Origin of the sequence: Mucilaginibacter sp. UYP27, assembly GCF_040547175.1 — a bacterium.
Taxonomy (GTDB): domain Bacteria; phylum Bacteroidota; class Bacteroidia; order Sphingobacteriales; family Sphingobacteriaceae; genus Mucilaginibacter.
Map to the genome: position 1 here is coordinate 1 of NZ_JBEPPE010000014.1, position 25,428 is coordinate 25,428.

The 25,428-nt window shown below is 38.3% G+C and carries 21 protein-coding genes and 1 pseudogene; 11 read left to right on the plus strand and 11 right to left on the minus strand.

Features of this window, described 5'->3' with window-relative positions; all coding sequences use genetic code 11:
* Nucleotides 1-93: 93 nt before the first annotated feature.
* Nucleotides 94-408 (minus strand): annotated as a pseudogene (locus ABIB39_RS21620) (IS982 family transposase); the annotation flags it as partial.
* Nucleotides 409-550: 142 nt separating this feature from the next.
* Here ABIB39_RS21620 and ABIB39_RS21625 point away from each other — a divergent pair.
* Nucleotides 551-1,996 carry a S41 family peptidase gene (locus tag ABIB39_RS21625; RefSeq protein WP_354432269.1) on the plus strand — a complete coding sequence of 482 codons (1,446 nt, stop codon included), beginning with the start codon at nucleotides 551-553 and terminating at the stop codon, nucleotides 1,994-1,996.
* 251 nt (nucleotides 1,997-2,247) lie between these two features.
* Here ABIB39_RS21625 and ABIB39_RS21630 read toward each other — a convergent pair whose 3' ends face one another.
* Nucleotides 2,248-2,769 (minus strand): IS3 family transposase, encoded by a 522-nt coding sequence (locus ABIB39_RS21630; protein WP_354432329.1) that lies wholly within the window; start codon nucleotides 2,767-2,769, stop codon nucleotides 2,248-2,250.
* A gap of 46 nt (nucleotides 2,770-2,815) precedes the next feature.
* On the opposite strand from ABIB39_RS21630, the gene ABIB39_RS21635 reads away from it, so the two are divergent.
* Complete coding sequence (locus tag ABIB39_RS21635) at nucleotides 2,816-3,598, plus strand: IS982 family transposase (RefSeq protein ID WP_354432270.1); 783 nt, start codon at nucleotides 2,816-2,818, stop codon at nucleotides 3,596-3,598.
* Nucleotides 3,599-4,005: 407 nt separating this feature from the next.
* On the opposite strand, the gene ABIB39_RS21640 is transcribed toward ABIB39_RS21635, so the two are convergent.
* Nucleotides 4,006-4,521, minus strand: a complete 516-nt coding sequence (locus tag ABIB39_RS21640) for a sensor histidine kinase (RefSeq protein WP_354432271.1) — start codon at nucleotides 4,519-4,521, stop codon at nucleotides 4,006-4,008.
* A 30-nt stretch (nucleotides 4,522-4,551) separates the two neighbouring features.
* On the opposite strand from ABIB39_RS21640, the gene ABIB39_RS21645 reads away from it, so the two are divergent.
* Together ABIB39_RS21645 and ABIB39_RS21650 are read left to right on the plus strand one after the other, a co-directional pair.
* Nucleotides 4,552-4,965 (plus strand): response regulator, encoded by a 414-nt coding sequence (locus ABIB39_RS21645; RefSeq protein WP_354432272.1) that lies wholly within the window; start codon nucleotides 4,552-4,554, stop codon nucleotides 4,963-4,965.
* Nucleotides 4,962-5,876, plus strand: a complete 915-nt coding sequence (locus ABIB39_RS21650; RefSeq protein ID WP_354432273.1) for a sigma-54 interaction domain-containing protein — start codon at nucleotides 4,962-4,964, stop codon at nucleotides 5,874-5,876. The genes ABIB39_RS21645 and ABIB39_RS21650 overlap by 4 nt, the downstream gene beginning before the upstream one ends.
* Nucleotides 5,877-5,968: 92 nt before the next feature.
* On the opposite strand, the gene ABIB39_RS21655 is transcribed toward ABIB39_RS21650, so the two are convergent.
* Together ABIB39_RS21655 and ABIB39_RS21660 are read right to left on the minus strand one after the other, a co-directional pair.
* Nucleotides 5,969-6,445, minus strand: coding sequence for a cytochrome P460 family protein (locus ABIB39_RS21655; protein WP_354432274.1), 477 nt, complete (start codon nucleotides 6,443-6,445; stop codon nucleotides 5,969-5,971).
* A gap of 4 nt (nucleotides 6,446-6,449) precedes the next feature.
* Complete coding sequence (locus ABIB39_RS21660; protein ID WP_354432275.1) at nucleotides 6,450-7,409, minus strand: heme-binding domain-containing protein; 960 nt, start codon at nucleotides 7,407-7,409, stop codon at nucleotides 6,450-6,452.
* 1,149 nt (nucleotides 7,410-8,558) lie between these two features.
* Here ABIB39_RS21660 and ABIB39_RS21665 point away from each other — a divergent pair.
* The 5 genes from ABIB39_RS21665 (at nucleotide 8,559) to ABIB39_RS21685 (ending at nucleotide 11,310) form a co-directional block, all read left to right on the plus strand.
* The gene (locus ABIB39_RS21665; RefSeq protein WP_354432276.1) at nucleotides 8,559-8,879 is read left to right on the plus strand and encodes a hypothetical protein; all 321 of its coding nucleotides are present in this window, start codon (nucleotides 8,559-8,561) and stop codon (nucleotides 8,877-8,879) included.
* A gap of 224 nt (nucleotides 8,880-9,103) precedes the next feature.
* Nucleotides 9,104-9,517 carry a nuclear transport factor 2 family protein gene (locus ABIB39_RS21670; protein WP_354432277.1) on the plus strand — a complete coding sequence of 138 codons (414 nt, stop codon included), beginning with the start codon at nucleotides 9,104-9,106 and terminating at the stop codon, nucleotides 9,515-9,517.
* 287 nt (nucleotides 9,518-9,804) lie between these two features.
* Complete coding sequence (locus ABIB39_RS21675) at nucleotides 9,805-10,662, plus strand: SDR family oxidoreductase (protein ID WP_354432279.1); 858 nt, start codon at nucleotides 9,805-9,807, stop codon at nucleotides 10,660-10,662.
* A 66-nt stretch (nucleotides 10,663-10,728) separates the two neighbouring features.
* On the plus strand, nucleotides 10,729-10,869 hold the full coding sequence (locus tag ABIB39_RS21680) for a hypothetical protein (protein WP_354432280.1): 141 nt from the start codon (nucleotides 10,729-10,731) through the stop codon (nucleotides 10,867-10,869).
* Nucleotides 10,870-10,881: 12 nt separating this feature from the next.
* Nucleotides 10,882-11,310 carry a Crp/Fnr family transcriptional regulator gene (locus ABIB39_RS21685; protein ID WP_354432331.1) on the plus strand — a complete coding sequence of 143 codons (429 nt, stop codon included), beginning with the start codon at nucleotides 10,882-10,884 and terminating at the stop codon, nucleotides 11,308-11,310.
* A gap of 438 nt (nucleotides 11,311-11,748) precedes the next feature.
* Here the strand turns inward: ABIB39_RS21685 and ABIB39_RS21690 are convergent, their stop codons facing one another.
* On the minus strand, nucleotides 11,749-12,750 hold the full coding sequence (locus ABIB39_RS21690; RefSeq protein ID WP_354432282.1) for a zinc-binding alcohol dehydrogenase family protein: 1,002 nt from the start codon (nucleotides 12,748-12,750) through the stop codon (nucleotides 11,749-11,751).
* A 313-nt stretch (nucleotides 12,751-13,063) separates the two neighbouring features.
* Nucleotides 13,064-14,020: an MBL fold metallo-hydrolase gene (locus ABIB39_RS21695; RefSeq protein ID WP_354432283.1), complete on the minus strand. Its 957-nt coding sequence runs from the start codon at nucleotides 14,018-14,020 to the stop codon at nucleotides 13,064-13,066.
* A 586-nt stretch (nucleotides 14,021-14,606) separates the two neighbouring features.
* Here ABIB39_RS21695 and ABIB39_RS21700 point away from each other — a divergent pair.
* Nucleotides 14,607-16,130, plus strand: coding sequence for an alginate export family protein (locus ABIB39_RS21700; RefSeq protein ID WP_354432284.1), 1,524 nt, complete (start codon nucleotides 14,607-14,609; stop codon nucleotides 16,128-16,130).
* Nucleotides 16,131-16,852: 722 nt separating this feature from the next.
* Here the strand turns inward: ABIB39_RS21700 and ABIB39_RS21705 are convergent.
* Complete coding sequence (locus tag ABIB39_RS21705; RefSeq protein WP_354432285.1) at nucleotides 16,853-17,860, minus strand: SphA family protein; 1,008 nt, start codon at nucleotides 17,858-17,860, stop codon at nucleotides 16,853-16,855.
* A gap of 883 nt (nucleotides 17,861-18,743) precedes the next feature.
* On the opposite strand from ABIB39_RS21705, the gene ABIB39_RS21710 reads away from it, so the two are divergent.
* Entirely contained in the window at nucleotides 18,744-19,046 is a 303-nt protein-coding gene (locus ABIB39_RS21710) for a cytochrome P460 family protein (protein WP_354432286.1), read from the plus strand.
* A 132-nt stretch (nucleotides 19,047-19,178) separates the two neighbouring features.
* On the opposite strand, the gene ABIB39_RS21715 is transcribed toward ABIB39_RS21710, so the two are convergent.
* From ABIB39_RS21715 to ABIB39_RS21725, 3 genes are all read right to left on the minus strand, one after another.
* A complete protein-coding gene (locus tag ABIB39_RS21715) occupies nucleotides 19,179-20,555 on the minus strand; it encodes a sigma-54-dependent transcriptional regulator (RefSeq protein WP_354432287.1) in 1,377 nt (458 codons plus the stop codon).
* A 93-nt stretch (nucleotides 20,556-20,648) separates the two neighbouring features.
* Entirely contained in the window at nucleotides 20,649-23,051 is a 2,403-nt protein-coding gene (locus ABIB39_RS21720; RefSeq protein ID WP_354432288.1) for a tetratricopeptide repeat-containing sensor histidine kinase, read from the minus strand.
* Between the two features lie 20 nt (nucleotides 23,052-23,071).
* Nucleotides 23,072-25,396, minus strand: coding sequence for a sensor histidine kinase (locus tag ABIB39_RS21725; RefSeq protein WP_354432289.1), 2,325 nt, complete (start codon nucleotides 25,394-25,396; stop codon nucleotides 23,072-23,074).
* Nucleotides 25,397-25,428: the final 32 nt, after the last annotated feature.

Sequence of the window (25,428 nt, forward strand, 5' to 3'; positions counted from 1 at the left end):
AGTATTGCTGCTCTCCAATATCTAAATTTCTTAAATAATAAACCCCTTAACCTGATCAAACATGCTCTTGCAGTTTAAACCGCACAACGGGTTAATAAAATAGTCTTCAAATTCCAAAAATGAAGATGCTAAAGTGGTTCTAATTTTTTCTGAAAATGGAAACAATTTTCTACGCCTTTTATTAAATTGGCTTCTCTCAACTAGATTAGAAATGGTAGTGTTACCTAACTGTTTAAATAGATCATTTTCACTATCAATAGACATATACTCAGCAGTTAAACTTAATGCAACCACTTCAATGTCAGACATTTTAGGCTTTCGACCGACTTTAGATACATCATTAAAAACAATATTCAAAGAACTTAAAACTTCTAAAACTCTAAAATAATTTTTTGCTATATTTGACATGGATATTGTTTGTTTTGCGACTTCAAGATACTGAATTTCAGTATCTTGAGCAATATCTAAATCATTTTTTTTTACCTTAATCAATTTCACCCAACGGGTTATATTTATCTGATTTTTTTAAATTTGCAATAGCAAACCGAATATGAAAAAAACCACTCTTCTCCTTACCTTCTGCGCTTTCTGTCTACTATTTTGTTCGAAAACTGTCATTGCGCAGCAAACCTGCGACTGCATCGCAAATCTGGATACCACGATCAAAAAAACAGAATTGAACTATGTTGGCTATCCTGACTTGATCAAAAAGAAGTTAATACCAAAATATCAGAAGCTGGTCAAAAAATTGAGAACAGAGGCTGCAAAGCAAACTGATCCGCAAAGGTGCTTTCCCTTATTGAATGCCTATGTTGGTTTCTTCAATGACAAGCATTTTGACATAGAATACAGCATCACCGACACCAATAGGTTTGTGTACACCCCTATCCGGGAAGATGCTTTTAAAAATGATTTTTCCGCCAAAAAGAGAGACTCGATCGAGGGCATCTGGGTCAATCCAGACACTACACTGAGATTGGCTATCCAGAAGATTAGCCCTATGCGGTACCAGGCTGTGATTTTGGAGAGTAAGGACACCAAACTTAAGCCTGGTTTGGTATATTATACTTTTACTAAAAATAAAAACGGTTTTATATTTGACCGGTATGATTGGATGACTCCGGATTTCCCGGTCAGGCAGCACGGAGGTCTTTTATTTGTCTGGAATTTTGAAGTCTGGGGAAGAGTCTATCCATTGGCTATGACTACTCATGAAAGGTCTGAATTTTTGACCTGGCGCAACTACAATTATGGGCTGGATTTCAAAAAGCTGGATGAAGATAATGTCATTCTTTCTATCGGGTCATTTAACCGCGATGATAAAATCAAGCAAATCATACAGAAAAATGACTCCCTGATCAGGTCAGCAAAACACCTGATTGTGGATCTGAGAGGTAATGGCGGCGGAAATTCCGGCTGGACGCATCTACTTCCATATTTTTATACCCAGCCAATAGTGCAGGGTGATACCTACTTAAGATTGACTCCGCAAAACATCAATGCCAACCTGCCGGGTATCAAATCGATGTATGAGAAGCCCAATCCAGATCCAAGATGGTCCCGCTCGAATACTCCTGAGGTACTTGCCAGGTTTAAAAAGGCTTATGAAGAAATACCCCTGTCGAAAGCGCAGTTCTATGCTATGCCATCTACCCGTATATATACCGACTCCATCCTCAAAAAACCTGAAAAGGTCGCCCTAATTTTTGATGACCTGGGCGGAAGCTCGACCGAATATTTCTTTTACATCTCCATGCAGAGCAGTAAAACCAGAAGGTATGGCGAGCGCACGCTGGGCATGATGGACTACATGGGAGTATCTCAACAAACAAAATTGCCCTTTGCAGACTATTATCTTTTGATTCCTGATCGCAAGGCTACCTGGACGGATAAGGATCCTAAAAATGTCTCGGGTTTCGTACCGGAGCATGACCTAAGGCACCTGCCGAGACACCAATGGATCGAATACATAAAGACTGATTTAGGCAAAAACTGATGCGCTATTTAAAAAACTATCGCAGGCAGAGCTTCTGAAAAGCCTCCCGAACCATTGGCTACGTGTCCCGTCCTGAAATTACTTGTCGTTTTTGGGTGATAATACTGGAATTAATTTACATCTTCTTTCTGGTAATCCTATTTTTTCTTTACACCCCGTTTCTGTTAATCCTGTTTTTACTTTACCTACGTCCCATTTGCATTGTTGGATTACCTAGCAACAGTACACGGGGTTGTCAGAAAGACTTTATTTCAAATGTGTACGGGTTCTTCCTCCTTTCTTTTTTTTCGATAAGGGTAATGCTTCCAACGTTTGCTAATTTCGCCTGACATGTCATGGGCCTGATCTGGCGTGAAATAATCTAGACTTGCATGAGGTCGTTTTTCATTGTAATGCCGAACGGTCACAGCGATGCTTTTCTTTGCCTCTTTGTGATTTTGGTAAATCCTTTTTGGAAAGAACTCATTTTTGATGATCCCATTTATACGTTCAGCCAGTGCATTTTCATATGGACTTCCGCTTTGAGTCATACTGATCGCAATTCCGTCGTCGTTTAACATTGCCGTATAATTCTGGGAGCAATATTGTATTCCACGGTCCGAATGATGGATAAGAATAAATGGTGACTTTCTCTTTCTACTCTCAATGGCCATCTCCAAAGCTGCTATACATCCGATAGCCTCCAGACTCGGATGAAGGGCGTAACCGACGATCTTTCTGGAGTAGGCATCGGTAATTAAGCTTAGATAACTGAAGCCTTCCAATGTTCTTATATAAGTAACCCTTTGTGCGGTTTAAAAAAGATCAAATAAGTTGTGCATGATACTGAAATTCAGTATCTTAAGAGAGTATCTGACGCTTTCTTATATGCACAACTTAAAGACTAATTTCGACAAGTTTTTGTTTATTACCAAATCGGTACTTGCAGATCATCTGCGCCCGGATGGCAATTTCGGACCTTACAGACATCCACCAAAGTTCTCTGATATTGAGATTGTTAGCTTATCTTTAACCGCCGAAGCCTTAGGCATAGACTCCGAAAACCTGCTGTTTTATAAGTTAAAAAAAGAATACATGGCTGAGTTTCCCGCACTCACACACCGGTGCAATTATAACCGCAGAAGAAAGCGGCTCAACGGATATATCAGTCTGGTTTCTGATAAAATAGCAAAGAAAATAAACCCTCAGGAACAACAGTATATCATCGATTCCATACCATTGCCTGTTTGTCAAAATGCTCGCACCTATAGAACGACGATTTGCAGGGATGACCCGAAAGTGCTGCCGGCCAAAGGTTACCACGCTTCACATAAACTGCATTATTTTGGATTTAAGATGCAGCTCATCATCACCAGACAAGGCATTCCTATTTCAGCCGGTTTAACCGCTGCCAATGTGCACGATGTTCATTATCTGGGTATGTTAGGTGATGTACAACTGCATGGTTGCGAGCTAATTGCCGATAAAGGATACTTGTCCCTACCTTATCAGACCTCTTTATTTGAAACTGATAAAATCAGATTGATCACACCGTTACGGGTCAATATGAAAAACAGGGTCAACCAATGGACACCGGGGTACCGCCATATGAGAAAACGGTAGAGACCATCTTCTCACAATTATGTGACCAGTTTATGTTCAAGAGGAATTATGCTAAATCTCTGAATGGCCTGCTTACAAGAGCCTGTTCTAAAATTAGCAGCATTGCCGTGCTTCAATATCTTAACTTTACAAACAACAAACCGCTTAATCTGATCAAACATGCCCTTGCTTTTTAAACCGCACAACGGGTTTTTTTAATTCCATTGTTTATATATTAACGATTGTTGAAAGATGTTAGCTAATTGTACGTGGTCGAAAGATTTCGATTTTATTTCTGCCCGATCAATTAATAGTTTAGTGTCAATTACGTATGATGGTAAAAAAATAATCTATTCATATTAGTCTTATAAATAATCACCAACAGTATGGTCAAGTTACCATTCCATCTTATCTTTTCACAAGCGGCTTCAATGATTAAAAACTAATGGCAGCGTGAAGTAAAAAGTGGAACCGCTATTTCCCCCACTTTCCACCCAAATACGGCCATTATGTTCGTCGATGATTTGTTTACATAGATATAAACCAATGCCGTACCCAGGTATAGCGTTCTCCAGCACATTTTCAATTCGATAATATTTGTCAAAAACTTTAGTGAGTTCGCCATCTCGTAATCCTATGCCATTATCTTTCACAGAAATCTGTACTTGATCTTCTATGTTTTTGCAGGTTATTATGATTCGATCTTTTTTTGCCGAGTATTTGATCGCGTTGGTTAGCAAATTTTCTATTACCTGTCCGATCCGGTCCCTATCTGCATATAAAAGAATTTCTGAAGCATGTCGAAACACCAGTTGATAATCTGGATGGATGAACTGAACTTCCTGGATTACCTCGGATAACAGATCAATGAAGTTAAATTTACAAACAGTTATTTTTAACCTGCCTGTATCTAAAATTACACCTTTAATAAAATAATCCAACATTTTAATAGCCAGTTTATCGAAGCTAATAACATGCAGGGCATTCTGGAGAGTGCCGGTTACAAGGTGACAGGCATCGCCAGGTCTGTCCCTATTGCTTTAAAAGCGATAGAAAAGGAAAAACCTGACATGGTAATGCTGGATATCCAATTATATGGGAATTTAACAGGTATTGATTTAGCAGGAAAGCTAAGCGAAATGAATATAGCTTTTGTATACCTGTCGGCTAACTCAAACAAACCGATATTGGAGGCTGCAAAGGCCACAAAGCCCTATGGCTTCCTGGTAAAGCCTTTTCGGGCGAAAGATGTGCTTGTAATGCTGGATGTAGCTTGGTACCTGCATCAGCATTCTCAGGACGAAGCCAAGATCAAAAGTAGAGCTATTAAAAACGGTGCTCTTCCTTCGGGAGAATTAAATAAGATCGTAGTGCGAACAAAGCTATGATCGATATTTTAAATAACGTGAGGAACGTTAGTCAGTTTGACACATCGGTATTGATTTTAGGTGAAAGCGGGACAGGAAAGGAATTGATAGCACAGGCAATACATCAGTTGTCTGATAGGAAATCCAAACCTTTAGTGGTTGTTAATTGCGGTGCCCTGCCGGCTAACCTAATAGAATCTGAACTTTTTGGGCACGAAAAAGGTGCCTTTACCGGCGCACTTAACAGCAGGATCGGAAAGTTTGAACAAGCCGACGGAGGAACAATCTTTTTGGATGAAATTGGCGAATTACCGCTTGATCTTCAGGTTAAATTTTTGCGTGTTCTTCAGGAAAAAGAAATTGAACGTATTGGCGGAAAATCTAAAAAGGTTGATGTCAGGGTGATTGCAGCTACTAACCGCAACCTGGAGGACGAAATAGCGGGTGGCCGCTTCCGGCTCGATCTGTATTACAGACTTAATATCTTTCCTATTCTTTTACCTCCGTTGCGCGAACGACGTTCAGACATTGTATTGCTCGCCGAATACTTCCTCAAGAAATACGCGGACAAACAGGGGAAAACCATTACCGGATTTTCAGATGAGGTCATTCAAATTATGCTCCGGTATAGCTGGCTCGGAAACGTAAGAGAGTTGGAAAATATGATGGAAAGAAGCGTGCTTTTGTCGATGGGAGGGCTGATTATTTCCTTAATGCTTCCGAAGGATAAAGGTAAACCGATCATAGATGATGAAGAGACTAAAGTTAAAACCATGGAAGAAAATGAACGTGATCATATTTTGTGCATTCTGGAGAAGTGCGAATGGAAAGTTTATGGCGAAGGCGGAGCCGCAAGCCTTTTGAATATTAATGTATCCACACTAAATTCCAGGATGAAAAAACTGGGTATAGATAAAAAGCACTATTTATAACCGAAAATTAACTGCAAATGCCAATGGTGAGTGTCCACTCACTTCAATTATGAGTTCTGTGTTTACCAGCCAGTAAAAAATTAAGGCCCTTCCTAAGGCAAAACAGAGGGTTTTTGACTTAAAATATAGCTCGTGCGGATGTCTGATTCTTGTGTGGTCTCGTTTACAACAAGATCTTTTCCTTCATAGAGTGCATAAGAGATCTTACCGTTTTTTTTATCGCCAGTTACCATTTCAACCGTTTGAAGTTCGCCGGGGATATTATTGCCAAACCAATAAGGGTTACCCTGTTCTTTCCAGATTACCAGTGCTAATACCTGGCCATCGGGAAACTGTTGCTTTCCGGCTTTAGCTAATATTACAGCCTGATCGTTCCCGTAAAGGATTGACATGGTATGTTTTCGCTTATTGATACTGAAATTTATAACTTTCAAGCCCTGGCTGGAAAAATGGAAATCCGGGGGAAGAGAAGCCTTAGAATTTGTAGCGGCCACACTAATAGGCGATTCCGAGCAGCCAACTGAAAATAACGCTGCAGCAGCGACAATCCAATATGTTCTAATTTTCATAGGTTTAATATTTTACGGGTATGGTAAAGACAAAATCGTTTTCTTTCATAGGGCGGTGACAGTTGATGCATTCAGATGCGAACAGCGAAGTTTTACCATAAGGAATCAATTTTAATGTTTTAAACCTGGCAAAGCCCCACCCTTCAGTCGACTTATATTGTCTGCTGTTTTTTATCATCATATCGAGCTGAACGAAGGCGCCAGTACGCGTATTCCCATTATCGTCGGAGATCTGCGTCCATAAAGCCTTTGCGATCCGGGTTCCGTCCGGCCACGGCCGCATATGGTTTTCTTTCATAGCCTGCACAGCCACTGCATTTCCAAAGATTACACGCATAGTCCCGTTTTCAAAACGCTCACTGCTACTCAGTGGCTGCCAGTTTTTATAATCAGGGTCATAACGTATGCCATTAAGCGATACGGGTACAATTAGTTCTTTTTGGTCACTTGACAACCATGCTTTATATTGCACATCTTCCGCGTTGATTTTAGCAGTATCTGCCGGTTTGTAATCTATAATGGTACTTAAGTAATTTTTTAGGGTTAGCAGATCGGCATCTGAAATTTTTGCCGATGGGTGTATAAATTTATAGTCCGGTCGGGGCATAGCACCGAGTGCAACATGGTTAACTGATTCCCATAATTTGGTCTTTTGCTCAGCCGGCGTTAATTTATTCCATTCTGAAAAGTTAAGACGGGCGCGGCCCTCATTTATATGTCGCGCTACCTGCCAATAAACAGGCACTATCTGATCTGCCCATCCCAATTTCGATTCATTCGAGTGGCAGTCGTAGCAGGCCCTTCTTAATATAGCCTTTACATTATCAGGCGCCTTAATGTCCCCAGTCACCGCTTGCTTTCTTATTTCAGGACGTAAAAACTGAAGAGCTACGAAAAGAATTAATAAGATGAATCCGACTTTTTTTAGCCCTTGCCGGTTGATGATATTGAAAAATTTGCTCATGGAATTATTTATTATTGCTCACTAATTTTAAGTTAAACGGCTTAACGCCTTTTTTTCCGGCTAAAGCTTCTGTTGTATAATGATCCTCGCCACCGGATTGGAATTTCCCTCATACCTGTAAATACACGTGAATTAGCTTATTACCTGGGCAATTCCTCAACTGAATCGAATATGGTTTCCCACTTTTTAGTTTGTTTTGCTGATTAGGGTATCTACAGGCTATTTAGCAGCAAGATTCTTTTCATTCTCTAACATTAAATACAATGCCATAAGTTAAGTGATTGTAAATCAGGAATTAAAATTAAGGTAGTTGAATTGTTAAAGGCGGTAATACGTTAATATTTTTAAGGTAGTGAAATATCAATAATGTCGGCCATTCAAAGCATAATTGTAAAGCTTAGTGAGACCACTCAAAAAGTTCAGGATGATTACATAATCTCGTCGATTTTAAGATCATGTTTTACGATGTTTATAGATGGTCATTGATTATCTATACAAGGTATAGAGCAATTCAAGAAAATACAGATAAATGGAGAATAACCTGGGTATACCGCTGAAATTGACCTATCGTTAATGTATTTGATCAAGTTTTTAAACCAAAAATTAGAACTCGCGGAAAGGTGTTGCGTCCTGGCAACAGCCTAACTTTTTTTATCACAGTTATTTACCTGGTCTTCGCAGGATAGTCCAATTACTTTTGTTTCACGTGTGCCTTCTATAATTAATACGTTTTACCTGTAACCTTATTCGGGTTTTACCATTCATATCGCGTGCCTATTGTATAGGAGCCTGTAAAAAAAATACTTATAAACATTTCTTCTATTTGAACCTCATGGTATTCCATTGATTAACGAGGTTACAATGAACTTGTTTTTTTGAGCAGTAAGTCGTATTTCGATTGTTCATCATGAACTTTAATGGGAACAGGTGTATAAGTTGTTAAAATGCCGCATCGACAACAGGCATTTGTTATTGACATTTCGATAGTGTGATTTACTATTAGCGATGCAAAGCCAGATAAATCATTTAAGAAAAACATAAATATCTCATTAACAATTAAATATATATTGGCATGTTTTTTTATTAGTACTCAAGGTTAGCGCTGCTGTGGTTTCCGAATCACTAATTATGACAAATAAAGCTTATAAGATGAAAAACTCAAAAACCAGGGCAGACGTGATTATCGGTTTGCAGAAAAGGGGGTATGATTTTGATTTTGCCCTTAACAGCGAATTTCTCCGCTGCGTTCAGGATGACGAACTAATCAGTCCTGACGATTTTGAAGTTGCCGAGACGTATTTATTTGAAAGTAAAGAAAAACCAGGGATGCCTTTTGTAACTTATGCAATTGATTCAATGCAAAACGGGATCAAGGGCATATTGATGACCTCATATAGTGCTTTCACGCGGGGGCTTTCTATCCATCTGTGGTCAAAACTGGCGAAAAAAACTAAGGTATGCATAATCTGATTCCAATACAATGAAGAAATAAAGCATATTAGTCGGCTCTATTTAAGATAGCTGTGCAGGGACCTGAAACTTATAGGATTTATAATACTAAGCAAAATATCAAAAAGCATTTAGGCCAGCAACGGTTTGCCTCGCAGGGAAACAATATGAAGTCACAGATAAAGCTGGTAAAGCCAATATTTTCCTTTACCCCGAACAATAATTATTAACTTATAATCACTATTATGGAAATTAGAAAACCAGTACCGCCGTTTACACTGGAAACGGCAATTGAAAAGGTTCAGCTTGCAGAAAATGCCTGGAACAGCAAAGATCCGGAGAAGGTGTCATTGGGTTACACCATAGATACTGAATGGAGGAATCGCTCAGAATTCATAAACGGGCGTGAAAATGTGATAAAATTTTTAGCCGGAAAATGGCAGCGAGAACTTGATTACAAGTTAAAAAAAGAGCTTTGGGCTTTTACAGGTAACAAGATAGCAGTGCGTTTTGAGTATGAGTTCCACGATGTTCAAGGAAATTGGTTTCGTGCATATGGAAATGAGAACTGGGAATTTAATGATGTAGGTTTGATGCAAAGAAGGTTTGCTTGTATCAATGACCTAGCAATAAAAGAAGAAGACCGCCATATATTTTAAATAAAAAGTGAGAAACACTGCTTGACGCTCTTTAAGGGTTTCGTCCGTAAGTTTTAAGATGTGCGGTTTAAAGATTCAGTTGATAGCAAAAGCAAACCGATGAATATGATCTAGTTAATGCAGCATTATCATGTCTTGAAATTCTAATAATCTACTGTTGATTTCGATATCTTAATAATGTCGAGCACCCATGGGAACAATTGACAAATATCAAGGATTTTCATATCATTTATCAACGTAAAGTTTGTGCCCATGATCTAATTTTGAATAATTAAAAAATAACAACAATGTCAAAAACAATTTTTATTACAGGAACAAGCACGGGGTTTGGCAAATTAACTGCTATCACCCTAGCAAATGCAGGCCATACTGTTATTGCAGGAATGCGAGGAACAAATGGCAAAAATCAAGCTATAGCTCAGGAATTGTCTGCCCTGCCTAACATAGAAGTGGTGGAGGTGGATATTACAGATGACGAATCAGTACAAACGGCATTTAAATATGCTTTTACCAAATATAGTCATATCGACGTACTGGTAAATAATGCCGCTGTTGCGGGATATGGTGTCTTAGAAGCTTATTCGATCAATCAGATTAAGCAAATGTTTGAAGTCAATTTTTTCGGAACTCTGCGTACCATTTTTGCAGTATTACCAGGAATGCGTACCGCTAAGAACGGATTGATCATTAATATAACATCAGGAGCCAGTGGTCATACCTTGCCCTTTATGATTCCGTACCTGGCTTCAAAATTTGGGGTAGAAAGTATTACCGAAGGCTTACAAGATGAACTTGCACAATACAATATTGAAAATGTAAGTATCCAGCCAGGTGTGTATCCTACTGAAATGAACACCGGCGCTAAAACAGGTGTAAATGCAGATAGAACAGATGTTATAGCTGAGTATGGCGAAATCGCGGTTCAAAAGTTCGAAGCTATGGGTTCATCACTATTCAGCAAAATGGCGGAATTTAAAATGGATCCGCAAACTATTGCGGATGGTATTTTGAAACTTATCGAAATGGAGAAAGGAAGCCGCCCGCTTCGTTACCCGCTTGACGCTGTTGCACAAGGCACCGATCAGGAATTTATAGATGCCCGTGCAGCTATCAAAACAAAATGGCTGAATAAATATAGCGCCTAATTCAGAGGTGAAATATGACTTGTATGAAGCAAATATTCCTTTAAAAAAAGGGATATTTTCTTCGTTATGTTTGAGGAATTTCAACGATATATTAGCGAAAAGGCAAACCTTACTGCTGCCGATTACGAAAAAATCAAGTCGGTTGCCATCATTAAAAAGGTTCGTAAAAGACAGTACCTGCTGCAAGAGGGGGATGTCTGGAAATAGAACGCTTTTGTAATTAAAGGGCTCGTGCGTTTTTATAGTCTTGACGAAAACGGCCGGGAAAGTATTATAAGTTTTGCAAAAGAGAACTGGTGGACCGGTGATCGCGCCAGCCTGCTGACAGGCGAACCATCCAAAAATAACATTGATGCTATTGAAGACTCTGAATTACTGCTGATCAGCAAAACTAATTTCGACAGGCTATGCCGAGAAATCCCAGTATTCAACGATATGGTAAATGCCATTCTCAACAAAAGTTTCATTACCAGCCAAAACAGGATCCACACAGCAATCGCGTTCACTGCCGAACAAAAATACCTGGATTTTGTAAATCTATACCCTGATTTGTCTGTACGGATACCCCAAAGTATGATAGCTTCTTATTTGGGTATTACGCCCGAAACGCTTAGTCGTGTGCGAAAAGAAACCGTAAAGAAATACTAAAGTATGAGAGAGTATGTAATATTGAAAAGTACCAATTTATAACCTGCCTTTTGTAGCTAAATTGGTAGTTGATGAGGAGCCTTTTAAAATTTCCTAAATAATTTTTATTTTTTGGCTATAGTAATTAATCACTTGATCCTTTAGTTCATATCTGCCGATTTTTATGCTAAATGCCTGTTCAATAGCCGGATACCTCTCTACTTTAACTCCTTTCGGTAATGCCTGTCGGATTAGCTTTGCTCAGCTTAATTTACGCGTGTAATGGCCAAATGGCCTCCCGTATTATTCCTAATTAGACATCAGGTGACTACCTAAATACAAAGCATTACAATCCTACTTATCTTAATAACATAACCATCAACCAGTGCTAATTGTGCTAAGCACGGTTCCAATTTGCTACTGGTTTTACAAAGTGCCAATTTGCCTGCATTTTATTTTTCACCCGATATTTTCTATAACTATCTTTCCAATATTTTGGCCGGTTTCTATGAGTGTATGTGCTCGTTTAATTGTTTCAACAGAAAGACCAGAGAGCCTTGTCTTTACTATCGTTTTTATCCTCCCCAAATCTATTAATTTACTTAATTGTGATAGAAATTTAGATTGCATTTCTGGGTAATATTCTTCTAAGATTCTGGTAAATATCATTTGCCAATGAATTGAGATCGCCTTCGTTGACGGATTTATTTGGCACAATGCCTCAGGGCTTTCAATCATTGACAAGTGGCCATGTGGTCTTAAAACATTTAGTATCCAAGTCATATGACCTGTAGTATGACTAGTGGAAAAAATTTGGTCGATACTGGTGAGACCGATTTCACTCAATTGGTGCTGTACATCTCCAAAGTGATCAACTACATAATCTGCTCCCAATTCTTTCACCCAAGCGATAGATTTTTCATCAGACGCAGTTGCGATTATAGTGAAGTCGGTCATAGCTTTTAGATATTGAATGGCCATTGAACCGGTTCCTCCAGCTCCCCCTATGATAAGGATATTCTTAACATTACTATATGGTTCAAAATTTGTATCTAAAATCGCCCCTAATGCGGTTAGCGCTGTAAGCGGAATAGCAGCAGCCTCATAAAATGTCAAGGATATGGGCTTATGGGCTACAACTCTATAGTCAACTGCAACGAATTCCGCGTAATTTCCATCTCTTAACACATCTCCAACGCCGTAAACTTCGTCTCCTATTTCAAAGCCTTCCGTTTGACTACCTACTTTTGAAACTACACCCGAGAATTCCCAGCCTAAAATAATATGTCCTCCTTCGAAAGTGCTTTTTGAACTCCTTATCTTTGTATCACCGGGATTCACGGAAAATGCCATTACTTTGACTAAAAGATCTTTATTTCTCATCGTAGGATTGGGAACTTCTGTAAGTTTTATTGCGAACTCGGCTAATGAATTAGCTTGTTGATATGTCAGGGCTTTCATTTGATTTTTTTTAATGTTATTAACACACGTTATTCAATTTAAATTAAACAGTTGGCTGCCCGCTTGCAATTTGGGAAACTTGCTTAATTATCTCCGGACAATTGGGGCACTATTATTCGCTTTCCTTAAATCAGTTAGTTAGATATTATGGGAGCCTGTCGGAGTTAATATTAAAAAGTGCTAAGAATTCGATTTTTATAGTCAAAATTTTTTAAATTTCAACCATTGAATTGCAGACGGCTGTAAGTTATCTATATATCCCATTCTGCCGTATTTTCTCTTTTTTTAATTTAGGTCCTACAGGCTCTAACAATTACACACCTTTATAAACCAGTCGGGTAAAGAAATTACCATCGATAACAAATCCGCCGAATTTGGCATCGTAAGCGGCCGTTGGTTTTGCAGCTATAACTTCGGCAAGGGATTTACCTTGTTTCTTTAATGCACCAATCTTCGAATGTATGGTATATAGCATTTCATGGAATTCGATCAATTGCTGCTTATTCCCGATTGGTCCATGCCCAGGGATCACTATAGTTTCATTAGTTACTCTGTCTATGTTCATCTGTGCTGCCTTTATCATACCCGTGATGTTGCCTCCCGTGGAGTAATCAATAAACGGGTAATATCCATTCCAAAAGGTATCTGCTACATGCAAAATATTGGCATTTGGAAAAAAGATGCTACTATCGCCATCAGTATGTGCATGAGGATAAGTCTTGATATGGATCTTTTCCCCATTAAAATGGTGGGTATGTTCCGTTTTGAAAAGCACTGTTGGAAGCCCTTCTTTTGGCATCGGCTCGAAGGTATAACCCCAATCTTCCACCCTGGTAGTCACAGACATATGTTTACGCGTAACATCCTGCGCTATAATGGTAGCCCCTGCCCCCTGAAGCCACGTATTACCACTTACATGGTCAAAATGCCAGTGGCTATTGATAAGATATTTTATTGGATCGGCACTAATTGAATTTAATGCTGCCAGTACATTTGGTTTAGAAACACCTATTCCCGCATCAACTAATAGTTTTCCCTCCTTACCGTGAAGAACTGCTATATTTCCGCCTGAACCATCTAGAACGCTTATATTCCCCCGAAGTTTAGTGATATTGATTTTTGCCGTTTTCGCGGCATTGACAATTGTAATAACCGGACTTTGTGCCTGTGCAAATATCAATTTTGGAAACACGAATAGCCCGGCTGTCAATAGCCCAGCCGAACCGATAAAACTACGGCGGCTGATTTCATTTAATTGTTGATTGTTCATGATGTTCTTTTTTATGTTGTGACAAATTATCGTTTGATGATTTCTTATAGGAGAAGAACATGCCAAGCGTTAATATGCTGTATATCAACAAGTAAAAATTTATAATTGAATTTGAGCCTAGCGGGATTTAGTTGAATGATGAACCGGCAATGAAATACCGATAAAAATGAGTTATGGCTGGAAAGTAACGAAATACTGCAATAAACTGTCGGAATTATAGAACGCCAGTCCAGACAAAAAACTACCTAACTAACTTTAACGATATTTAATTAATGCCTGTGCTATTACCGATATAACGCTAATTACAAATATATGAAATTTTAATAAATGCTTAATTATCAGTAAAATAACTAATTGGCATTAGCATTGAATAAACAGGGAGACCGCAACAAGGATGGGGTTGAATGGGGCGATTCTACAATAATCAAAATACAGATATTGCAATCCAATTTGAACTTCAAACTTTGCAGGTGAAATATTTTAAATAATACTGCCTGCTCCGGCTTGATCCCTTACTACTTCAGTTGCCCGGGCAGCAGTTTGCAAACGCTCATTATTGATTAAGTTTCAGATTAAAAATATAGCGATGTCAAAATTTCAGTTTATTACAAGATACGTGCTATCCACGCTTTTAGGATTGCTTTGTTTGACGTGTTCAGCGCAGCTTACCCTAAGTGGTCAAATCAGGACACGAGGAGAGTTGAGAGATGGCTATGGAACACTTGCCAAAAAGGGTAGCGACGGTGCAGCCTTAATTTCACAAAGAACCCGGTTGATCTTCGACTTTAAAAGTAATCAATTGGTTTTCCATACCAGCGTACAGGATGTAAGGATATGGGGCCAGGATGCGTCAACGATAAGCAGCTCCGACGGGAGCAAGTTGGCTGTGCACGAGGCATGGGCGGAAATCATCTTAGCAAACACGCGGGACACCTCATTTAAAAAGTCTTTATTTGATTATTTTGCGATCAAGGTCGGAAGACAAGAATTGGTTTACGACGATGAACGCCTTTTGGGTAGCTTGGATTGGACGCAATTAGCCCGCAGACATGATGCTATTGTATTAAAGGCCGTTGAAAAAGGGTGGCAATTCGATATCGGCGCTGCATTCAACCAAAATACCGACGCCATTAACTACAATGGAACCTATTACACACCGGCAAATGTTCCCGCGACTGTAAAGGACAGCAAAGGATATTTGACCAATACGCCATCCGGATTTATCCCATTGATAAATAAATCAGGTAATAGTGATAAAAACGGAAGCCCAGCCTTTACAAATCCACCGGGAACTAACGCATTGAACCAGGAGTATAAAGCGCTGCAATATTTACACATATCCGGAAAAATTGGTCAAACAAAAATATCCGGGCTCGTTCTAATAGATCAGTTTGGTAAGTATGTATTGGACTCTATTAGGGATATTTCCGGAAAAGATACAGGCTTTGTGTATGGCAAACACTTTAACCAACCCGGCATAAATGTCCGTTACACTACCGGATTTCAGGTTACCCAAGTATTCGGGCAAAATAATGATTGGTCGGCAAACGGCTCATATTATTACCAGGGAGGCCGTGATCGCGACGGGAATAGTTTGATCGGCTACATGTTAAGTGTAAAGCTGACTTACAATCCAAACGAATTAAGTTACTTAATCGGGTGGGATTACAGCTCTGGTAACAATGCTTTTTCCAATTCAAAAACTGATCACAGGTTTGATCCGCTTTACGGCACTCCTCATAAATTCCACGGCTATATGGATTATTTTTATTCCGTTAGCGGTTCTCCTGCCGGGGGTCTTAGTAATCCCTATTTAAATATCAAATACACCTCGCCTAATCACAAGTTCACCACCGAATTTGCTAACCATTACTTTTTCCTGGCCAATGATCAAAAGAATATTAATAACCGACCCATATCAAAATATTTAGGCACCGAATTTGACCTCTCAACGGGATACAAGCTTAATAAAGTTACCAACGTTGACATCGGATTTTCCTATATGGCAGCTACAGGGAGTATGGAATATGCCAAAAATATAAACCCGGGAACATCGCGGCTAAATTCAATCTGGGCGTATCTCCAACTCAATATCAGGCCTACTTTTTGATAGTGGCCAAGTTTGTAAAACTATTACACTTATTGGACGATGACAAGATAACAGGTAAAGAACCGGCCATCAACAACGAGGGCCCCTATGTCGCCGTTTTGATTGAAGACGGCAAACATTAAGGATATGTGCGCTAATAAATTTCCAAATAGTGAACTAACGCTGCCTGAATTCTTAACTTCTTAACGCAATTAACTGGCTAAAAGTTATTTACAACGTGGCACTTTAATTGAATCGTCGTTCATCAAAGTGCAAGCAGCAGCAATAGGTGATGAGATTTCTTGAAAAATTGTGCGAAAGCGCTAAAAAACCTTATCCTTGGAAAGTAAGAGTTTGGAGTATTCAGGCGCTATGGAATAGTGATTTTGTTTTGCAAACTGCTGATCTGATATTGCTCTCAAAGCTGCCTATACTTCTTTTGCGTAAGCCTTTACAGGCAGGTTAATACCGTCAAATTTATTTCAGCTTCTCCAATTTCCTGTTTGAAAGCATACCCGGATGTCGCGATGGTCCTGCGTTCTTATTTTTCTTCCGTTTCAGTTATTAATTGGAACAAAACCGCAATCCGGGTTCGGATATTTAGATAAAGGTGAATTGCCGAAGTTTAAGAGCAAACTCATCTTCGTTTCTGATAAAAAATCCTTTAAGATTACACTCCATCGATAGTATTGTTTAATCGTCGAGCTGATATTGCTTTTATTAATTATGCACAAACCCCACAATCAATGCAAGGGGATCGCTAAAATAATGGTAGGTCGGTATCCCTGTGCTCGATTAGTAGCCTCAGTCTCGAAAAAGACCTTTCCTTCAATCGACAATCCCGAACTATTCGAAAAATTAATTCCCGGTCCAAGCGCAGCTAATTTTTCTTTGGTATTGGTAACATTATATTTTTCCAAATAATAGCGCCTGTTTCCATTAAAAGCATCCTGATTCAACTGGGTTAGATAATATCCGGTAATTTCGGCGCGTAGGAGTTTTGAAATCGGATACGATATCGCATAGTTGCCGTTATAAAAAGCACCGGGCTTGATCTCACTTCCTAAAATACAGGAATTATAATTAAATTGGTTATGTACACTTACTGTCAGCCATCTACTTACACTGTAAGTAAAGGTGTGATACAATGAATATACGTATAAATGAGAAGATGAATTAATGTTGTACTGTTTACCAAACGAACCTGTAGGTAAAGTCAAATCGAATTCGAGGCGATGCGAAAATGGCTTGCCGAGGAACAGCTTGTTTTTCCATAATAAAGCGGGGCCAACTGTTAAATCCCCAAATGGACCAGAGTTAATCGATGGTGAAGGGCCATCCCTGTTAATCGCGGATATTTTGACTATTGGAAGAATCAAGGTGAAAGCTAAATTCCCGCCGATAATTCTGGTATTTGACTGGAGTATTATCTGGTGCAACGACAGCAGAACATTTATTTTCATATTAGTACGTTGGGCGTTGCCAAATTCATTATTTACTTGCCACAATTGGTATATTTGAGTGTAGTTTACATAAACTAAGCCAGGCGGTCCCGCAACGCCGTCCAAAACACCGGTAAACCCTAAATTTGTAGCAGGCAACGCCGGATCCTGACCAAGACACTTAGTAATTGTTAAAACATTCAAAATTATCACTAACATCAATATCTTTTCCAATAAAGTCGTAGCGCAGCAATAGTTTTCGCTTGACGAAACAGAATTCAAGGGAGAAGGTGATTTTTTAAAAGTCATTAGGATGGTTGTATGTAACTTGTTAGTATATGCAAATAGAAAGGCTAAACTTATATTTTACGGCAGCATAAAAAGCTTGATAGTCATATTATAATACCATGGGAAACGTTTTTCATTTGGCCCTTTTTTGGCACTAATCAGTTCAAACTAGAGATTAAAACCCAGGCATTTGATGCATTTTAGAGGCGATTAGCGCAATATCTTTTTTATCTACTGTTATTTTCCTGCGTTATAATGAACCTTTACAAATAACTTCCATTGTTTGAGAAGAAGCTGTGATAACCCATAAAATAAAATCAGGTTTTCGCGATCGCGTTTAGATAATACACATCATATGCTTCACCTCATTTTTTATCGCGTTATACGTCATGACATCTAGCTGGTCCGTAAGTTGCAGCTTTGCCTGTGGTTTTTAATTTAATTTGATTTTAAGCTAAGAAATGAAAATAGAGAAAATGTAATTAAACTGATTCCAAGTATTTTTTTGACGATTTAATTTACTTGTGTTTAGAATATTAAAATGCTATTTGATAGGGCGCCATAAAGCAAATGCTATCGACTCCACAAATAGCACTAAACCCCATTTTTGCAATTTAACATCAGCTTAGAATATTGAGCGATTGATTTTTATCCAATCATTGAATTTATTGGGTTTTGAGGTGGCAATGATATAAATAATGCTCATTGAGCAGAACGCCATGATAAAATGTGTTGACAAATATAACGCTTCCATGTTTTTTAGTTTAGCAGAGTTGAATAAGTGTAATTAACCTTATAATTTCTTCAGACAATTTCACTAAACCAATGCCAGTTATTAATTAGCTTATTATTATGAGAAGATTATGATTTACAGAAAGAAATTTAATTGCGTTATTTCGTCAGTTTGGATACACAAAAACATACCATGTCCACTCTGTATGGAAATGATTCTGCGATCATATTAGCTAAAACAGGAAAGCAGAGTATGCCCTCCGATCAGATATTAGCTTTAGTTACCTGGAAGCAACAGGCTAATCCTTATTGGTTCGGAAATAATATTCCCGGTGAACTTCAAATGGTAGAAATGGTAACCGGGGATAAAAAAAGTGGCAAAATCAACTACTCACTTTTTGAAGGTAAAGATCTTGTTTTAAATAAAAATACGCAGGGATCAGCCTGGATATTCCGCTCCATAGTATACCAGTGATTCCGACGCAAAAGGGACAAGTGATTCCGCTGCAAAGGGGACAAGTCAATAGATAAAAGGTTGCTAAAAGATGAACCGGAAAGGATATTTTCCCCATCGTCCAGCGTGTAAAGTTGGGAAACATTAACTTTGTTATAAGTAGCGCTTTTTATCTATACCCAGTTTTTTCATTCTGGAATTAAGTGTTGATACATTGATATTCAAAACTTCAGCGGCACCGCCTTCGCCATAAACTTTCCATTCGCATTTTTCCAATATGGACAAAATATGGTCACGTTCATTTTCTTCCATCGTTTTGACTTTATCTTCTTCGATATCAATAATAGGCTTTCCTTTATCCTTAGGCAACACCAAAGTATTAATTATCGCGCCCATAGACAACAACACACTTCTCTCCATCATATTCTCCAGCTCTCTTACGTTACCGGGCCAGCTGTACTGGCGCATAATTTGAATTACTTCGTCAGAAAAACCAGTGATAGATCTTTCCTGTTTGTCCGCATATTTTTTTAGGAAGTAATCGGCGAGCAGTAAAATGTCAGAACGTCTTTCCCGTAATGGCGGTAAGAGTATCGGAAAAATATTGAGCCTGTAATAGAGATCGAGCCGGAAACGGCCCGCTGCAATTTCGTCATCGAGGTTGCGGTTAGTAGCTGCAATAACCCTGACGTCAACCTTTTTTGATTTCCCCCCGATTCTCTCAATTTCTTTTTCCTGTAGAACACGTAAAAACTTAACCTGAAGATCTAAGGGTAGTTCACCAATCTCATCCAAAAAAATGGTACCGCCATCCGCTTGTTCAAACTTACCTATTCTGCTGTTGAGGGCCCCGGTAAAAGAACCCTTTTCGTGACCGAACAGTTCAGATTCTATTAAGTTAGCAGGTAAAGCGCCGCAATTAACAACTACTAAAGGCTTAAATTTTCGGTTAGATAATTGATGTATCCCCTGTGCTATCAGTTCCTTACCTGTTCCGCTTTCACCTAATATCAACACCGAGGTATCGTACTGGCTTACGCACCTCACGTTATTTAAAATATCAATCATAGCTTTGCTATCACCAACGATCTTTTTTAAGTCCCCAGAAGCGTTTCCACCGCTTTTATTAGCTGTGTTGGTGATTTTGGTTTCATCTTGTGAATGCTGATGCAGATACCAAGCCACATCAAGCATCACCAGCACATCTTTTGCCCTAAAAGGCTTTACAAGAAAACCATATGGTTTTGTGGCCTTAGCTGCTTCCAATATCGGTTTGTTTGAATTAGCTGACAAATAAACAAATGCGATATTCATTTCGCTTAGTTTTCCAGCCAGATCGATTCCCGTTAAATTTCCGTATAATTGGATATCCAGCATCACTAGGTCAGGTTTTTCCTTTTCTATCGCTTTTAAAGCAATTGGGACAGATCTGGCGATTCCTGTTACCTTATAACCGGCACGTTCCAGAATTCCCTGCATATTGTTAGCTTCGATAAACTGGTCTTCTACTATAAGTATTTTGGTTCTCACAATCGGTTATTACAAGTGGTTTAATTATTTATTGGCCGGAAATGAATATCAATAAATTTAGCGTTTTTTACTTTGGTTTAGTGTTTCTTTCCTTTAAATATCGCCCGAAATGGCCTGTAATTCCTGCTCTGCATTCAGCGGGTCAAAGTTAAATATGATAGTTATCTTTGTACCCTTAATATTTTCAAATTTGATATGAGCGTTAATATCTTCACTGAGCCCATTCATTAACTTCAGTCCCAACGATTCCAAAGGCATATTCGCGATAGCCGGATCTATTCCTCTGCCATTATCTGCTATGATTAACGTGATTTCCTGGTTGGTTTGAAACATGGATATCGATATTACCCCTGTAAAACCGGGCGCAAATGCATATTTTATGGAATTGGTAACGGCTTCGTTTACAATCAAAGCCAAAGGAATTGCCTGTGATACGCCGAGTAAAATCGGTTCAACCTGCAAGTGAAAATGGACATTTCGTTGAGTGCCAAAACTATCATTCAGGTATTGGATGAATTCCGGCAGATACAGCGACATATCAATGGTTTTGATATCGTCCGATTGATAAAGTTTTTGATGTATCAGTGACATGGCATATATACGGTGTTGGCTATTTTCTATCGCTTTCAGTGCATCATTTTCGAGGTAAGCTGCTTGTGACTCCAGTAAACAAATTACGGTATGTAAATTGTTTTTGACGCGGTGATGTACTTCTTTCAATAACCATTCCTTTTCAGTTAATAGATGGTCTTTATGAGTTATTGCCTTTTCAAGTCCCGCATTGATCATTTTGATCTCTTCTTGCTTTTGCTGTAATAGCCTGTTACTCCGTTGTTTTAAACGATATCTATTATAAATTACAGCTAATAGCAAAAGAAGCATTCCGGAACCGGCAATGATATAGTTTTTGGTATTTTCAATTTGCAATAATTTAACTTCTTGTAATTTCTGCTTACCTTCAAGTATCTTAATGTCACGTTTTTTACGTTCTGTTTCGTATGATATGTCCAGTTCTTCAATTTGCCTGCTTTTTATAGCTGTGAACGTAGAATCTTTAAATTTTTGAGTTTTTTGCAGTTGCTTCATTGCGGCGAAGTAATTCCTGGATGCTGAATCAAGTTTAAATCTTATTTCGTATTCAAATAATAATTTGCCAACTTCTTGATTTGCTGGCCAAGATTTAAGTGATTTAGTTAAATATTTTTCACCAGTATGGAATTGTCCGTTTGTAAGATAGAAGCGGCAAGTTTGTACATCGGTGGGATTATCAGTTGGAATTTCGCCGTTTGCTATCTGAATTTCAGAAAATTTGATCATTTTTAATATATATCCCTTAGCGACATCGTTTCGGCCCAAGGCAATATAGCATTTAGCTAATGCTGATGCAAGATTCTTCTTTTCACCGGAAATTTCCGTAGGATGTCTCCTTTCTATATCTAAAACATAGTTCAGCGCACCCGTAGGATTTTTTTCTCTAATGAAGCAATCAACTATTAACGGGGTGGTCTTAAACATCAAATCCCATTTTTTAAACGATATAGAGACATCCATCACCTTTTCTAACCATTGCCGTGCTTTGTCGTTTCTGTTTAATCTTATATAAATAAGGGAAAGGTTATTATAGAACATATAGACATTTCCTGGTTCTTTTGTTAAAATATCAGTAATTCCTAATAAAGAATTTTGAATTGCTTTCTCATAATTTCCTTGAAAATAAAAAGCGTTGCTTAGAAGATAGTTAAGATACCATGTCCTTGGGAATTTATTTTTTCTGTACTCAGGTAACAAATTATTTAATTCTATTATTGCCAATCCATAGTTTTCCTGTTTTATATGAAGCGAAACTATGGCCGTTTGTACCGTTAACAATGCAACAGGGTCCGACATTTTCGAGGCCATAAATTGCATCTTTTGAAGTATATTGCTTTTCCATTCTAAATCATTTATGCTGGTAAATGAGACGTTATATTTCAATTCGTCGAGTCCGAATAGTTTTTGTTCAGGATCTTCAACCTGCCGTAAATGTCTCTCTGCACTATTGATCAGCGCCTTTTTCTGAATTAACGTTGTATCTAAATTGGGGCTAAAAGATTTCGAAAGCTCAAGTTCTGCCAGCAACAGATGGAAATTATCTTTAGTGAATTTCAGATTATTTATGGCTTCCTTAAAATGCACGTATGGGTTTACACCTATCTCTTTATTGAAAAAGCCAGCTAACAATTGTAAATATCCGTTAACCTGCAATGATTTTATTGTAGCATTTAATTTGGACGCTTCGTGCATATACATAGTTGCGCTATCTAAATCAGATTTAAAGTCTCCCGGTTTGAAAATATTAAATTCCGCAAGTCGCAAGAGTTGATTTGCGTATGCCTCACTTGTTTGAGTTACTTTAACAGATTTTATTAAAGAATCTGCCTCACGCCTTGATATTATTTGGCCATGGACACAAGAAATCCCACAAAGCAGAATTAGCATTGAAGTTAATATTTTCATAAATCTTCGTTTTTTATTGATCATGATATATTATCCAAATAGATATTTTTATGCATTGTTACTGAAAGATTATCTCCGTCATTTAACCGATCCACATTAAATGTAATGGTAATCCGTGTGCCCTTTTCATTTTCAAATTTAATATGCGCATTAATATCTTCGCTAAGACCGTTCATTAATTTTAATCCTAATGATTCCAAGGGCATATTAACAATTGCGGGATTTATTCCCATGCCATTATCTGATATAATAAGAGTGATTTCCTGATCTATTTGTTCCATCGCGATTGTAATCACGCCGATAAAATCAGGTTTAAAAGCATACTTGATAGAATTGGTAACAGCTTCATTAACTATTAACGCCAGAGGAATTGCCTGTGATACCCCAAGTTGTATTTCCCCGATCTCTAAATGAAAGCGAACCTGATGCTGGGTGCCAAAACTTTCGTTCAGATACTGGATGAATTCAGGTAAATACAAAGACATATCAATGGTTTTGATATCGTCCGACTGGTAAAGTTTCTGATGGATAAGTGACATGGCGTATATGCGGTGCTGGCTGCTCTCTATGGCTTTCAAAGCATCATTTTCCAGGTAGACTGCCTGCGACTCCAGTAAACAAATGACTGTATGGAGGTTGTTTTTTACTCGGTGGTGCACTTCCTTTAAAAACCATTCTTTTTCATTAAGCAGGTGATGAAGCAATTCATTTTTTTTATTAATTTCCATATTACTTTGCTTGATAATGAGATTGCTTTTATGTTTCTGCCGGAATTGGCGGTAGAGTAGGCAAATTGTAATCAGCAAAAAGAAAACGCCACCAAAAGTGATATCCTTGATTAAATTGGCATTTTGCAAATCACTTTTCTGAATATCCTCCTTTTGATTGAGCAGGCGAATCGCCTGATCTTTAACTTTTAGCTGAGATTCTCTTTTTTCAGATTGGTATTGAGCCTCGATTTGCTTTATCTGCTTACTCTTTTTTTCATTAAACAAAGAATCGCTGATCTTTCTGTACTTTAACAAATTATTCATTGCCCCTTTATAATTACCTTCAGCTGAGTCCAATTTAAACGAAATCTGAAAATGCTCTTTGGCCACGTGAGGTTCCCGCATGTTGGTTACCAGCTTATAATTTAATTTTTCATATTTATGGGCGAGATTAAATTGTCTGGTATGGATGTAATAAAGTATGAAATCATGATAGATGTTATTCAAGGAATTCGCATCCAGCAAGTTAAATTTATCCTGCTGTTTCAAAATATAGTTAACATAAATACCGGCGTACGTGGCTCGACCGCTATTCGCATAAATGTGAATATAGGATAGCGGGACAGCAAAGATTTGACTCCCATCAATTGGTTTAGGAATTCTCTGCTCGACATAATGTACTAATTGTAACGCTTTTTCATATTCATTGAAGTGGACATAACAATCAACCGTGTTCATCAGGAGCAGCAGTACGGTGTTTAAGTCGCCGTTACGCCTGGCAATCTCCATAGCCTTCAAATAGTACGGAAAACTCTTTCGTCCCTCGCTGAGAACATTATAGATTAGACCTATAGAATTGTTGATCTGGCAAAACTGCATTGTGGTATCTTTTGTATTTTCTGCCACCTTTAAAGCGTGCAACATATTTTCTAATGAAAGTTGATAATTACCACGCGTGTAATTAATCTCTCCAAATAATGTATATACGCCCTGCAGCTTCTGGTAGTGAATGGATTGATACCTACTTAATGAGAGCTTAATAGTTTGCATTGCCTTTTCGTCATCATTTATGTTAAGATAGAGTTCAGCTAAATTCTTTAGTATAAATGCTCTGAAGTCAATATGGGGTGAGTTTTTAGCTGCATTTTGTGCTAATTCAAGTAAATGAATTTTTGACTTTGCCTGCTCGGTTGTCTGTATAGGACAGTATTGCGCAAGCTCAAAATACGCCATTGCGGTATGGTACCGATCATTAGTGCCCTTTAAAGCGGAAATAGCTTTCTCAGCAGCTTTTTTTCCCGCTACCACTTTTCCTACTTCCCGGTCAAGATTTGAGGTCACCAGATTAAGATAACCAACAAAAGCAAATGACTTTAATTTGGCTATGATCGGTCCGGCGATATGAATAAAATATCTTGCACTGTCCATATCCGCTTTTGAGTTTCGCGGTTTTAAAATATAGAACAACGCCAACCTTAAGGCAATATCCGCTTTGGCTGAATCATTGCCCGAGTTAGCTATCGATTCTTTCCACTGGTTTGCCTGCCTTTGTGAAATATTTTTAGTGACATCTTGCGCGTATATAAAAAAATGGCAAAAAACAATCACAGTTGTTGTACATACTATTTTTTTCATATTTCAAGGTTTTTTTATAGCCAAAGTGAACT